This is a genomic window from Stenotrophomonas sp. IS26, from assembly GCF_054188265.1.
The window spans coordinates 62,430-75,427 of the sequence record NZ_JBSZJV010000006.1; the positions used below are offsets into that span (position 1 = coordinate 62,430).

At 67.0% G+C, this 12,998-nt stretch carries 11 protein-coding genes and 1 riboswitch; of the genes, 7 read left to right on the forward strand and 4 right to left on the reverse strand.

The window, feature by feature from the left end; all coding sequences use genetic code 11:
* Position 1: 1 nt before the first annotated feature.
* Complete coding sequence (locus tag ACW6W5_RS07540) at positions 2–568, forward strand: YceI family protein (protein WP_121038945.1); 567 nt, start codon at positions 2–4, stop codon at positions 566–568.
* A gap of 115 nt (positions 569–683) precedes the next feature.
* Here the strand turns inward: ACW6W5_RS07540 and ACW6W5_RS07545 are convergent, their stop codons facing one another.
* The gene (locus ACW6W5_RS07545) at positions 684–902 is read right to left on the reverse strand and encodes a glutaredoxin family protein (RefSeq protein WP_121041188.1); all 219 of its coding nucleotides are present in this window, start codon (positions 900–902) and stop codon (positions 684–686) included.
* A 97-nt stretch (positions 903–999) separates the two neighbouring features.
* Between ACW6W5_RS07545 and ACW6W5_RS07550 the strand changes: the two genes are divergently transcribed.
* The gene (locus tag ACW6W5_RS07550) at positions 1,000–2,382 is read left to right on the forward strand and encodes an L-serine ammonia-lyase (protein ID WP_121038948.1); all 1,383 of its coding nucleotides are present in this window, start codon (positions 1,000–1,002) and stop codon (positions 2,380–2,382) included.
* 118 nt (positions 2,383–2,500) lie between these two features.
* Positions 2,501–3,502, forward strand: a complete 1,002-nt coding sequence (locus ACW6W5_RS07555; protein ID WP_152151962.1) for an alpha/beta fold hydrolase — start codon at positions 2,501–2,503, stop codon at positions 3,500–3,502.
* A gap of 116 nt (positions 3,503–3,618) precedes the next feature.
* On the opposite strand, the gene ACW6W5_RS07560 is transcribed toward ACW6W5_RS07555, so the two are convergent.
* The 3 genes from ACW6W5_RS07560 to metX are packed head-to-tail and all read right to left on the reverse strand — an operon-like array spanning position 3,619 to position 6,955.
* Complete coding sequence (locus ACW6W5_RS07560; RefSeq protein WP_152151959.1) at positions 3,619–4,686, reverse strand: homoserine dehydrogenase family protein; 1,068 nt, start codon at positions 4,684–4,686, stop codon at positions 3,619–3,621.
* Entirely contained in the window at positions 4,683–5,927 is a 1,245-nt protein-coding gene (locus tag ACW6W5_RS07565; RefSeq protein WP_121038957.1) for an O-succinylhomoserine (thiol)-lyase, read from the reverse strand. The genes ACW6W5_RS07560 and ACW6W5_RS07565 overlap by 4 nt, the downstream gene beginning before the upstream one ends.
* Positions 5,924–6,955, reverse strand: a complete 1,032-nt coding sequence (gene metX / locus ACW6W5_RS07570; protein ID WP_152151957.1) for a homoserine O-succinyltransferase MetX — start codon at positions 6,953–6,955, stop codon at positions 5,924–5,926. The genes ACW6W5_RS07565 and metX overlap by 4 nt, the downstream gene beginning before the upstream one ends.
* 78 nt (positions 6,956–7,033) lie before the next feature.
* Positions 7,034–7,154: riboswitch (SAM riboswitch) on the reverse strand.
* Between the two features lie 150 nt (positions 7,155–7,304).
* Here metX and ACW6W5_RS07575 point away from each other — a divergent pair.
* The 4 genes from ACW6W5_RS07575 to ACW6W5_RS07590 all read left to right on the forward strand — a co-directional run bounded on the left by ACW6W5_RS07575 (position 7,305) and on the right by ACW6W5_RS07590 (position 12,979).
* Complete coding sequence (locus tag ACW6W5_RS07575; protein WP_152152017.1) at positions 7,305–8,174, forward strand: M23 family metallopeptidase; 870 nt, start codon at positions 7,305–7,307, stop codon at positions 8,172–8,174.
* Between the two features lie 75 nt (positions 8,175–8,249).
* Positions 8,250–9,854, forward strand: a complete 1,605-nt coding sequence (locus ACW6W5_RS07580) for a peptide chain release factor 3 (RefSeq protein ID WP_121038966.1) — start codon at positions 8,250–8,252, stop codon at positions 9,852–9,854.
* Between the two features lie 106 nt (positions 9,855–9,960).
* Positions 9,961–10,596 carry a PAQR family membrane homeostasis protein TrhA gene (gene trhA, locus ACW6W5_RS07585; RefSeq protein WP_088432947.1) on the forward strand — a complete coding sequence of 212 codons (636 nt, stop codon included), beginning with the start codon at positions 9,961–9,963 and terminating at the stop codon, positions 10,594–10,596.
* A 400-nt stretch (positions 10,597–10,996) separates the two neighbouring features.
* Complete coding sequence (locus ACW6W5_RS07590) at positions 10,997–12,979, forward strand: AsmA family protein (protein WP_152151955.1); 1,983 nt, start codon at positions 10,997–10,999, stop codon at positions 12,977–12,979.
* Positions 12,980–12,998: the final 19 nt, after the last annotated feature.

The window sequence follows — 12,998 nt, forward strand, 5'->3', positions numbered from 1 at the left end:
CATGAACATCAAGCTCACCTCCCCGGCCGCGGTCGCCGCTGCCCTGGCCGGCCTGCTGGCCACCGCCCCGGTGCTGGCCGCCGACTACGTGCAGGCACCCGGTTCGGTGCTGGCCTTTGCCACCAAGTACGACGGTGAAGTGTTCACCGGCACCTTCCCGGGCTTTGATACCAAGCTCAGCTTCGATCCGGCCAAGCTGGACGATGCCAAGCTGGAAGTGACCATTCCGCTGGCCGGTGCCAAGAGTGGCAACAGCGACCGCGATTCGACCCTGCAGGGCGCGGACTTCTTCAACGTGGGCAAGTTCGCCCAGGCCAAGTACAGCGCCACCAAGTTCCGCTCGCTGGGCAACAACCAGTACGCCGCCGACGGCACGTTGGAGCTGCGTGGCGTGAGCAAGCCGGTCACGCTCACCTTCACCTGGACCCCGGGCGCCCAGCCGGTGCTGGCCGGCAAGGCCACGGTCAAGCGCCTGGACTTCGGCGTGGGCGGCGGTGATTGGGCCGATACCAAGACCATCCCGAACGAGACCGCGATCAGCACGAAGGTGGTCCTGAAGGCGAAGTAACGTCAGATGGCGGTAGTGCCGGCCGCTGGCCGGCTCCTCGCGCGATGATCGACTCCCGGGAGCCGGCCAGCGGCCGGCACTACCGCATACAGCACCGCCAAGCGACGCTTGCGTGTCAGCCGATCCAGGCCTCTACCGCTGCCACATCGAACGGCCAGTCCAGCTCGCGGCCCTGCGCATCGCGCAACACCGGCACCCGCAGCCCGTAGCGGGCCTCCAGCGCGGTGTCGTCATCGATGAACACACTGTCCAGATCGGCCACCCGGGCCTGCGCCAGCACCGTCAAGGCCTGGTCGCACAAATGGCAGTCATCACGCTGGTACAAGGTAAACACCGGCCCACCCACCTTGGAAAATGTTGCGCCGCACTCAAGGCTGGCGCCTGCGACAGCATAGAATAGTGCTCCATCCGATACCCGCAGTTTGGCAATCATGGCTGTCAGCACGTTCGACGTTTTCAAGATCGGCATTGGCCCGAGTTCTTCGCACACCGTGGGACCGATGAAGGCTGCCGAACGTTTCGTGCACCGCTGGCTGCTCGATCCGGGCCATCTGCAGGACGTGGTGCGCATCCGCGCCGATGTCTACGGCTCGCTGGCCCTGACCGGCCGTGGCCATGGCACCGACAAGGCCGTGCTGCTCGGACTGGAGGGCCAGCGCCCGAACCTGATCGATCCGGACATCATCCCCGAGACGCTCGAGCGCATCCGCAGCAGCAAGCGCATCCGCCTGATGGGGCAGCATGAGATCGCCTTCGACGAGAAGCGCGACCTGGGCCTGAACAAACGCCAGAAGCTGCCGTACCACACCAACGGCATGCGCTTCACCGCGTACGGCGCGGATGAGCAGGTGATCGCCACGCGCGATTACTACTCCGTCGGCGGCGGCTTCGTGGTCAACCAGGACGACGCGGCCGATGACCGCATCGTGCCCGATGAAACTCCGCTCCCCTACCCGTTCAAGAGCGGCGATGAGCTGCTCGCGCAGACCGCACGCAGTGGCCTGAGCATCGCCCAGATGATGTTCGAGAACGAGAAGTGCTGGCGCACCGAAGAGGAGATCCGCGACAGCCTGCGCGAGATCTGGAGTGCCATGCAGGCCTGCGTGGAGCGCGGCATCCGCCAGGAAGGTACCCTGCCCGGCGGCCTGCATGTCTCCCGCCGCGCGCCGGCGTTGTACCGCGAACTGTCCTCCAAACCGGAAGCGGCGATGCGCGACCCGTTGACCACGCTGGACTGGGTCAACCTGTACGCGCTGGCGGTGAACGAAGAAAACGCCGCCGGTGGCCGCGTGGTCACCGCCCCGACCAACGGCGCTGCCGGCGTACTGCCGGCCGTGCTGCATTATTTCGATCGCTTCTGCCCCGGCGCCAACGAACAGCGCGTGTTCGATTTCCTGCTGACCTCGGCGGCGATCGGCATTCTGTACAAGGAAAACGCCTCGATCTCCGGCGCCGAAGTCGGCTGCCAGGGCGAAGTGGGCGTGGCCTGCTCGATGGCGGCCGGCGGGCTGGTCGCTGCACTCGGCGGCAACCCGAGCCAGATCGAGAACGCCGCTGAAATCGGCATGGAACACAACCTCGGCCTGACCTGTGACCCGATCGGCGGGCTGGTGCAGATCCCCTGCATCGAGCGCAATGCAATGGGCGCGGTCAAGGCGATCAACGCCTCGCGCATGGCGATGCGTGGCGATGGCAAGCACAAGGTCTCGCTGGACAAGGTCATCAAGACCATGCGCGATACCGGCCGCGACATGCAGGACAAGTACAAGGAAACCAGCCGCGGCGGGCTGGCGGTCAACGTCATCGAGTGCTGATCGACCGTCCCCGGGGGTAGCGCCGGCCGTTGGTCGGCTGCCCCCCCCCGGTCGCATCATCGGCACGCCTCCACGGCCGCTCCGGTACAGTCAGGGCTCCCCCGTTCCGGAGACCGCCATGCGCATCCTGGCTGCCGCCCTGCTTGCCTGCCTGCCGCTGACCACTTTGGCCGCCGACACCTACGGCCCGCGGCTGGAAGGCTTCGACTATCCGTATCCCGTGAAGATCTTCCGGTTCGCGTCCCAGCGCCAGCCGCTGGAGATGGCCTACATCGACGTCCCCGCCGGTGGCAAAGGCTTTGCCGGGACGGTCGTGCTGCTGCACGGCAAGAATTTCTGCGCAGCCACCTGGAAGTACACCATCGCGGCACTGAGCGCGGCCAGCTACCGGGTGATCGCGCCGGACCAGATCGGTTTCTGCAAATCGAGCAAGCCCGAGCGCTATCAATACTCGTTCGGTCAGTTGGCTGCCAATACCGAAGCGCTGCTGGAGCATCTGGGCTATGGCGAGGGCAAGCTGCACATCGTCGGCCATTCGATGGGCGGCATGCTGGCGGCACGTTTCGCACTGATGTATCCGCAGCGCACGATCAGCCTGTCGCTGGTCAACCCGATCGGACTGGAAGACTGGAAGGCCAAAGGCGTGCCATGGCGCAGCGTCGATGCCTGGTATGCAGGTGAGCTGAAAACTACCTTCGAGAGCATCAAGAAGTACCAGCTCGATGTGTACTACAACGGCCAGTGGAAGCCCGAGTACGAGCAGTGGGTGCGCATGCAGTCGCGCATGTACGACGGCCCTGGCAAACAGGCGGTGGCGTGGAGCCAGGCATTGACCTCGGACATGGTGTTCAACCAGCCGGTCGTCCATGAGCTGCCCAAGCTGACGGTGCCGACCACGTTGTTCATCGGCCAGACCGACCGCACTGCGATCGGTCGTGATCTGGCACCGCCGGCGCTGAAAGCGACGCTGGGCAACTACCCCGCCTTGGGCAAGGCAGCCGCCGCGGCGATCCCGGGCGCCACCCTGGTGAGTTTCGAAGACCTGGGCCACTCGCCGCAGGTGCAGGACCCCGCCCGGTTCAACGCGGCACTGCTGAAGGCAATCTCACAACACGACTGACCTGCCCACCCGGTAGTGCCACGCCATGGCTGGCAGCGGCCGTCCTCAGCGTTCTCCGCCGACGCAGCCAGCCCACGCCTGGCGCTAGCGTGTGTCTTGATGGGATCGCGCGGCAATCAGCGCCGCACGATCGCCAGCACGTCGTCCAGCAACGCGGCGGCAGTGACCTCCGCCCCGGCACCCGGCCCCTGGATCAGCAGCGGCTGGGCGTGATACCGGTCGCTGTGGATCGCGACCCGATTGTCGGTCTGTGCCCCACCGGCCAGCGGATGGTCGCGCGGCAGGACGCGCAGGCCCACCGAAGCACCGTCGTGATCGAAGCCACCGACGAAGCGCAGGCAATCGCCTTGTTCGTTGGCCTGCTGCCAATACTGCTGCAGCGGTGCATCCAGCAGTGACAGTTGCGCCAACGCATCGGCCGGCGGCAACGCGGCGAGTACCTCCGGCACCAGCGAGGCGACCTGTACCTGCTCGGCACGCAACGCGATGCCGCTGGCCCGCGCCAGGATCAGCAGTTTGCGCCGGACATCTTCGCCGGACAGATCCACCCGCGGGTCCGGCTCGGTGTAGCCGGCCTCGGCCGCCTCCCGCACCCACGCAGAGAACGGACGCTGGCCATCGTAGTGATGGAACAACCACGCCAGCGAACCGGACAGCACGCCCTCCACGCGATGGATGCGGTCGCCGCCAGCGACCAGCGCGCGCAGGCTGCTCAGCAGCGGCAGGCCTGCGCCCACGGTGGCACTGTCGCCATAGCGCGCGTCACCCTGCTGGCCGCTGTCGGCGATGGCCTGCGCACGGGCCAACTGTGCGCCTTGGCCGAGCTTGTTGGCGGTCACCACGTGCACGCCCCGCGCCAGCCACTGTTCGTGCCAATTGGCGACCGCGTCACTGGCGGTTGCATCGACCACCACATCACCGCGCCGCAGGCCCTCGGCTTCCGCCCACGGCTGCAATGCGACCGCACCGCGCGCGGCCAGGTTGGCCTGCACGAGCTCATCGGCGGGGGTCTGTTCGCAGGCGCGCGCCGTGCGCGAGTTGGCCAGCCACGAGAACGAGGGCAGCGTGACGCCGCGATCCTGCAGGGCGGCGTACCGCTGCACGAAGGCGGTGCCGACCGTGCCGGTGCCGAGCAGGGCCAGCTTGCGGTGGGCCGCCAGCGGCAGGTTCAGCACGGCGCTCATGCATCCACCTGTTTACGGCGCTGCACGTCCCGGTGCTGGTCGATCACGACCTGCGCGCGCTCCAGCCCGGCCTGCAGATCGGCCACCAGGTCTTCCGGTGACTCGATACCGACCGACAGGCGCAGCAGCCCTTCGCTGATCCCGGCGTGCGCACGCGCTTCCGGGGTCATGGCCGCGTGGGTCATGGTCGCCGGATGCGCGACCAGGCTTTCCACGCCGCCCAGCGATTCGGCCAGGGTGAAGCAGCGCAGGCCATCCACGAAGGCGCGCACCGCCGCATGCGGATCCTCGCCCGGGCACGAGGCCAGTTCGAAGGACAGCATCGCGCCAAAGCCGCTCTGCTGACGGGCTGCGATGGCGTGGCCGGGGTGATCGGCCAGGCCCGGGTAGTACACGCTGGCGACTGCATCGCTGGCGGCCAGCAGCTCGACCACGGCCGCCGTGTTTTCCTGGTGTGCGCGCAAGCGTGCACCCAGCGTACGCAGGCCACGCAGGGTCAGGAAGGCATCGAACGGCGAACCGGTCAGGCCCAGCGCGTTGGCCCACCACACCAGCTGCTCGTGCACCGCCGGATCCCGCGCGATCACCGCCCCGCCGACCACATCGCTGTGACCGTTGATGTACTTGGTGGTGGAGTGCAGCACCACATCGGCACCGAAGCTGATCGGCTGCTGCAGCGCCGGGGACAGGAAGGTGTTGTCGACGACGACCTTGGCACCGGCCTTGTGCGCGGCATCGATGACGAAGCGCAGGTCGGTGATGCGCAGCAGCGGGTTGGACGGGGTTTCGATCAGCACCAGCGTCGGCGACTGCGCCAGCGCGTCGGCCAACGAGCGCGGGTCGGTCAGGTCGGCGGTGATCAGGCCGAAGTGGCCCTTCTTCGCCAATGCGTTGAACAGGCGCCAGCTGCCGCCGTACGCATCGTGCGGCACAACCAGCGTATCGCCGGGCTGCAGCAGCGCATTGAGCACCAGATTGATCGCGCCCATGCCGGTGGAGGTGATCACCCCGCCCGCGCCGCCTTCCAGTTCGGCCAGCGCTTCACCGAGCAGATCGCGGGTCGGGTTGCCGCTGCGCGTGTAGTCGTACTGGCGCTTGTTGCCGAAGCCATCGAAGCTGAAGTTGGAGGACAGCACGATCGGCGGGGTCACCGCGCCGTGGGCGGTGTCACGGTCGATGCCGGCACGCACGGCGGCGGTGACGCGGCTACAGGACGGCTCGGTACCAGCGGAACGGCTCATGCGGTTTCTCCGGGGGATCGAAAAGCGGTGGCGAGGATCGCGTCGATGCGATCGGTTTCTTTCAGGAAGGCGTCATGGCCATACGGCGAGCGCAGCACGCGCAGGCTGCCGCGCGGGCCCAGCCCCTCGACCAGGCCGACGCAGTCGGCCAGCGGGACCAGGCGATCGCCTTCCACAGCGACCACGACGGTCGGCACCTGGATGGCGGCCGGGTCGATGCGGTGCAGGTCGATCGATTCGGACAGGCGCAGATAAGCATCGACCGGGGTGCGGGCGACGTACTGCGCACCGGCCGCGTCCAGATAGTCCTCGGCGGCAACGCGCACGCGGCCATTGACCACTTCCGGCGCGGCATCGAAGCGCTCGCCGAATTCTTCCGGCGTGCGGTAGCTGAGCATGGCGAACTGGCGTGCCAGCGACAGCCCGTGGCTCTCGGCGCACTGCAGTTGACCCAGCGCGACCGCACGGCGCTGCAGCGCGCGCCAGGCTGCGGCATACGGGTGCGGGCGATGCGCACCGCTCACCGCGATCAGCTTCTGCACGCGCTGGCGGTGACGGATCGCGAACTGCTGGCCGACCAGCGCGCCGTAGGAGTAGCCAACGAAGCACTGCAGGCGGGCGATGCCGAGATGGTCGAGCAGCAACGCCAGCGCATCGGCCTGGTCGGCGGTATCGATCGGCAGATCGAGCGCGCCGTCGGCGCCGATGAAATCGAACGCCAGGATGCGCAGCGAGGCCGGATCCAGCGCGCGACCCGCGGCCACCAGGCCCTCGGCCCAGCCCTTTTCCGGGAACTCGGCATTGGCCGCCACATGGCGGTGCGCGGAGATACCGCCGGCCAGCACCACCACCGGCGCATCGGCACGGCCGACGCATTCGTAGCGCAGGCGTACCGGCCGCGGCCCGCCGTGACGCATCGACAGCACCGCCGCGATATCGCCGCGCACGGCGTTCAGCCCGGCGTCGACGGGGACGCTGAGCGGGGCGAGGGAGTCGGTGGCGACAGGGGCGGCGGTGGCGAAGCTCATGGCGGTATCCAAAGTAGGAAAACGGCCATCGAGCTTTCGCGGAGCTCGCGTTCGAAGCGCACGCACGGTGCACGGTTCGAACCATCTTTCGGAAGACACCAACGGTCTCCGCAGGATTTGGCACCTACGCAGGTCGCTTTCGCGTCTGCGGGCTGCCCCGGCTTCAAAGGGCCTGTCCCTCTGCCGGTCTCGATGGTGGAGCCACGATGCCAGCGCTTCCGGCCCATGTCAATCCCTTCATCGGCATGAAGCGATATATATTCCAGATGATCATCAGTCGCGCATACTCCGGGATCCTCCCTGCCCGGCCGACGCCTTGCGCTGCCTACGTTTCACTGCCCTGACGCTGATGATGATCCCGGTGCTGAGCGCCTCGGCCGGCCCGGGTGCGAACTGGCGGGAGGGCTGGCAGGTCGATCGACCTGCCGCGTCCACCCCAGCGCAGCGGGCCGCTGGCGTGGACGCGCCGGCCCTGGCCGTGGTGGCCCTGGAAGGGGCTGGCGACCGCTGGCAGGCCCGGGTCGACAACCGCGTGGCCGGGCCGGTCCAGGTCGAACTGCGCCCCGCCGCCGGCGCCCCCGCGCTACCGGGGCTCCCCCTTCAGACGGTGGTCGCCGCAGGCGCCAGCATCGTGGTGACCCGCCTGCAGCCGCCGGCCGGCAGTACCACGATCCGCCTGGATCTGACGGCCGTTCCGGGCGACCCGGGCGCGCGCCCGCAGGACGTGACCTACCAGCTGCCGTTCGATGCCGCGCGCATCCAGGTCAGCCAGGCACCGTGGGGGCAGTTCAGTCACAGCGATACAGAGAACCGCGAGGCCATCGACTTCGCCCTGCCCGAGGGCACGCCGGTACTCGCCGCGCGCGCAGGAACCGTCATGCAGATCCAGGCCGGGTATGAGGGCCATGGGCAGGACCGGGACCACGATCTGGGCCGGGCCAACCTGGTGCGGGTGCTGCATGAGGACGGCAGCATGGCCGTGTATGCCCACCTGCAGCACCACGGCGTGCTGGTCCGCCCGGGCGAGCAGGTCCAGGCGGGGCAGCGCATCGGCCTATCGGGCAACACCGGCTACAGCGCCGCGCCCCATCTGCACTTCGCGGTCCAGGTCAATGCCGGGATGCGGCTGCGCTCGATCCCGGCACGGATCGTCAGCCCACAAGGCGAGCTGCACTTCGCCCGCACCACGGGCGAGACCGGCGCCTCCGCCCTGCCCTGACCCCGGCCACGCCCGCCCCCGCTATACTGGGCGGCTTATCTCCATGAAAAGCGCCCCGGGCGGGCGCGTCACGCCATGTCCGAAGTCGCTACCGAAGCTGCGCGCCGCCGCACCTTCGCCATCATTTCCCATCCTGACGCCGGCAAGACCACGCTGACCGAAAAACTGCTGCTGTTCGGCGGTGCGATCCAGATGGCCGGTTCGGTCAAGGGCCGCAAGGCCGCGCGCCATGCGACCTCCGACTGGATGGCGCTGGAAAAGGAGCGCGGGATCTCGGTCACCTCCTCGGTGATGCAGTTCCCCTACGAAGGCAAGATCGTCAACCTGCTCGATACCCCCGGCCATGCCGACTTCGGCGAGGACACCTACCGCGTGCTTACCGCGGTGGACTCGGCGCTGATGGTGATCGACGTGGCCAAGGGCGTGGAAGAGCGCACCATCAAGCTGATGGAAGTCTGCCGGCTGCGCGACACGCCGATCATGACCTTCATCAACAAGCTCGACCGCGAGGGCAAGGAGCCGATCGATCTGCTGGATGAAGTGGAAAGCGTGCTCGGCATCCAGTGCGCGCCCGTCACCTGGCCGATCGGCATGGGCCAGCGCCTGAAGGGCGTGGTCCACCTGATCAGCGGTGAGGTGCACCTGTACGAACAGGGCCGCAACTTCACCCGCCAGGATTCGACCATCTTCCCCTCGATCGATTCGCCGGGGCTGGCCGAGAAGATCGGCGAGCGCATGCTGGCCGACCTGCGCGACGAACTGGAACTGGTGCAGGGCGCCAGCCATCCGTTCGACGTGGAGGCCTACCTGGCCGGCAAGCAGACGCCGGTGTTCTTCGGCTCGGGTGTGAACAACTTCGGCGTGCAGCCGCTGCTGGACTTCTTCGTCGAGCACGCGCCCTCGCCGCAGCCGCGCGCCACCACCGGCCGCGTCATCGCGCCGCAGGAAAACAAGCTGACCGGCTTCGTGTTCAAGATCCAGGCGAACATGGACCCGCAGCACCGCGACCGCGTGGCGTTCATGCGCGTGTGCTCGGGCCGTTTCGTGGCCGGCATGAAGACCTTCCATGTGCGCACCGGCAAGGAAATGAAGCTGGCCAATGCACTGACCTTCATGGCCAGCGACCGCGAGATCGCCGCCGAAGCGTGGCCGGGCGACGTGATCGGCATCCACAACCACGGCACGATCTCCATCGGTGACACCTTCACCGAAGGCGAAGCGGTCAGCTTCACCGGCATCCCGAACTTCGCCCCGGAACTGTTCCGTCGCGCACGCCTGCGCGATCCGCTCAAGCTCAAGCAGTTGCAGAAGGGATTGGCGCAGCTCTCCGAAGAGGGCGCGACGCAGTTCTTCCGCCCCCTGATGAGCAACGACCTGATCCTGGGCGCGGTGGGTGTGCTGCAGTTCGATGTGGCGGCGTATCGCCTGAAGGACGAGTACGGCGTGGAAGCGACCTTCGAGCCGGTCAGCGTGACCACGGCGCGCTGGGTCACCTGCAGCAACGAGAAGAAGCTGGAAGAGTTCCGCGAGAAGAACGCGGGCAACCTGAGCATCGATGCGGCCGGCCAGCTGGTGTACCTGGCACCGACGCGGGTCAACCTGCAGCTGGCGCAGGAGCGCGCGCCGGAGGTTCGCTTCGCGGCCACGCGCGAAGCCGCGCACAGCATCTCGGTCAGCTGATCGCTCGGCCGATCTACCGGCTGAACAGGCGCGCGTGCATGCGCGCGCCATCGCGGCGATGATAGGGGGGAGCGGGCTCCCCCTCCCCGCACATCCGATCATCGCCATGACCTCTGTCGTTTCCGTTCGAGAAGAAATCGCCAGCGCCCTGACCCACGGGCTTGGCGCCGTCGCTGCACTGGCTGGCAGTGCGGTACTGATCACTTTGGCCGCCATCTATGGCGACGGCTGGCAGCTGGCCAGCGCGATCGTGTTCGGGGTGGCATTGCTGCTGTTGTATACGGCGTCCACGCTCTATCACGCGATCCAGCACCCGGTCGCCAAGGGCCGGTTGAAGGTGTTCGATCACTGTGCGATCTATCTGTTGATCGCCGGTACGTACACGCCGTTCACGCTGATCGGTCTGCGCGGGGGGCCGTGGGGCTGGGGCATGTTCACCGCGATCTGGGCGCTGGCGCTGTTCGGGGTGGTGTTCAAGCTGTTCTATACCGGCCGGTTCAAGCTGCTGTCGACGATCATCTATATCGCGATGGGCTGGATGGTGATGGTGGCGATCAAGCCGATGTGGCATTCGCTGGATGCGTGGACGCTGGGGTGGCTGTTGGCGGGCGGTGTGTTCTATACGTTGGGGACGGTGTTCTATCACCGGGAGTCGGTGCCGTATTCGCATGCGATCTGGCATCTGTTCGTCATCGGCGGGAGTGTGTGCCACTTCGTTGCGGTGACTGCGCAGATTCTCTGACTGCCCTGTTCCTGCCAGGTAAGAGCAACGGCAACGGCACCCGCAGTAGCAAGAACAACTGCAAGAGCGACTCGGGCGTCAGGAATGCGCCAGGCGGGGTCGGCACGGGTGGGTTGGCGGGACACGCCGTGAATCCATCCATGGAGGCTCATGTCGCGCCATTCATGGCGCTCATGGTCCCGCCAACCCACCCGCACCGCCCTGCTCACGGCTGGCTGGTGGCCTGGGAAGGTCAAGATCCTGGCTGGATCGGATGCCGAGACTTGCCTCACATGGGGACCGCGCCGCGCCTCCCGAAGGCGTCTACAACGGCGACCCCGATGGTCGACACGCCTCACCCTGACACTACCCTTACCAATGCTTCGCGTTGCCTGCACGATGCAAGGGCAACCATGGGGATGTGAATACTGTGCCCTCCCCTGTTCCGTCCGAGGCTCCTTCCCGTTCCCGCTGGCGCTGGCGTCGTCCTGGCAAGCGGGGGCAGCGGTGGTTGGCGATCCTGGTGTTTCTGTTCGCTGCGCTGCTGATCCTGATCGCGTTGTGGGATTGGAATTGGTTCAAGGGGCCGGTGGAACGGGCGGTGCAGGCCAAGACGGGGCGGGAGTTCCATATCAACGGGGATCTGGATGTCGATCTGGGCCGGGTGACGACGGTGCGGGGCGATGGGCTGACCTTTGCGAATGCGACGTGGGCCAAGCAGCCGCAGATGGCGACGGCGGATCGGGTGGAGATCGATGTGCGGGTGTGGCCGCTGCTGCGTGGGCAGGTACGGATTCCGGAGATCCGGTTGACGCGGCCGGATCTGTTGCTGGAAACGGCCCCGGAGAAGAATCAGCCGGGCAATTGGGATTTCCTGGGGCCGAGCGACGGTGATCCGCCGGTGCTGCAGCGGTTGTTGGTCGATGATGGGCGGCTGCAGTTCCGGGATGCGGCGGGCCGGACCGATGTGCTGGTGTCGCTCGACAGTGGCAAGCCACGCGACAAGGACAGTGGTCCGCCGCTGCTGGTGAAGGGCAAAGGGCGCTGGCAGGGCAATCCGTTCTCGCTGGCGGGCAATACCGAGTCGCCGCTGGAGCTGACCAATACCGGGCATCCGTTCCGCATCCATCTGGATGGGCGCGCCGGCAATACGCACGCGATCGCCAGTGGGACGTTGACCAATCCGTTCCAGTTGCGCGTGTTCGATCTGGAGTTGATGCTGAGCGGGCAGGACATGGAGGATCTGTTCCCGCTGATCGGCGTGGCGATTCCCTCCACCCCGCCCTACCGGCTCAAGGGTCGGTTGAAGCGCGACAATGCGATCTGGCGCTATGAGAATTTCACCGGTACCGCCGGTGACAGCGATCTGGGCGGGACCGCGCAGATCGATGTGAGCGGTGACCGGCCGTTCCTGACGGCCGATCTGGTCTCCAAACGGTTGGACTTCGACGATCTGGCCGGCTTCATCGGGGCACCGCCGAAGACCGGCGCAGGGGAGTCTGCCAACGCCGAGCAGAAGGCGAAGGCGGCCGCGCTGGCAGCCAGTGCCAAGGTGCTGCCGGATACGCCGTACAACCTGTCCAAGCTGCGCGCGATGGATGCCGATGTGCGCTGGAAAGCGCAGCGGATCAATTCACCGGCACTGCCGCTGGATGACATGGATGCGCACCTCAAACTCAATGACGGGCTGCTGCGCCTGGAACCGCTGAACTTCGGTGTGGCCGGCGGTGATATCCGCAGCACGATCCGGATGGATGCCCGCAAGCAGGCTATTTCCACGCAGTTGCAGGCCACCATCCGCAACGTGCAGCTGGGCAAGCTGTTCCCCGATGCGACACTGGCCGAGCAGGCCTCCGGCGGCATCAGTGGTGAGGTCAAGCTGACCGGACAGGGCAATTCCATCGCCGCCATGCTGGGCAGTTCCGATGGCACGGTGGCGGTCGGGATCGGCCGCGGCCATGTCGGCAATCTGATCATGGAGCTGGCCGGGCTGGACGTGGCCGAATCACTGAAATTCCTGTTCACCGGTGACAAGCAGATCCCATTGCGCTGCGCATGGGGCGACTTCGGAGTGGACAACGGCGTGATGCAGTCCCGTTCGCTGGCCTTCGACACCACCGATACGCTCATTCTCGGCGAGGGCAAGGTGGACCTGAAACAGGAGCAGCTGGATCTGCTGCTGCGGCCGCGGCCGAAGGACATGAGCATCCTGGCGCTGCGCTCGCCGCTGCGCATCGGTGGCACGTTCAAGGATCCCTCATTCCGGCCGGACTTCAAGGCATTGGGCATCCGCGGGGCGATCGCGCTGGCGCTGGGCAGCATTGCCCCGCCCGCTGCGCTGCTGGCGACGATCGAAACCGGGCCGGGCGAGGACAGCAACTGCGGTGGCCGCTACGCCAAGTGATTCCGGCCCGTTCTGGCCG